Annotated in this window: 1 protein-coding gene; it reads left to right on the top strand. The window is 41.6% G+C overall.

Annotated features, from left to right (window positions below):
- Positions 1–105: 105 nt before the first annotated feature.
- A partial coding sequence (locus IU476_RS36625; protein ID WP_228824860.1) for a hypothetical protein occupies positions 106–310 on the top strand: 205 nt, incomplete at its 3' end.

The raw sequence follows: 310 nt of genomic DNA, 5'->3' as shown, positions 1-310 counted from the left end.
AGAGCCTGTCTTGGTCTATATCGAACACCCGAATCTGATTACAAAAAGTACTACCCAAATGATGTTTTGTATAATGAAGCCAACATAACCAGGATAGATAACCAAATGATCAAACTGGTCCGAGGACATATCGACAGATCAATGAACTCTACAAACTATCTTATTTTTGGGGCTTATTACCCAAATACGATGTATTTGGAGAGAGTGCGTCGCAATGGCTTTATTCCGCCAGAGGCATTCATCGGCTTAGACATGAATGGACTCATACAGGATGAATTTGGCGTCCCGCTGATTTTCCATGTGCGTCGAT

Origin of the sequence: Nocardia blacklockiae, assembly GCF_015477355.1 — a bacterium.
Classification (GTDB): domain Bacteria; phylum Actinomycetota; class Actinomycetes; order Mycobacteriales; family Mycobacteriaceae; genus Nocardia; species Nocardia blacklockiae.
Note: the sequence above shows the minus strand (reverse complement) of the source record. Positions and strands in the feature narration are given on the sequence as shown.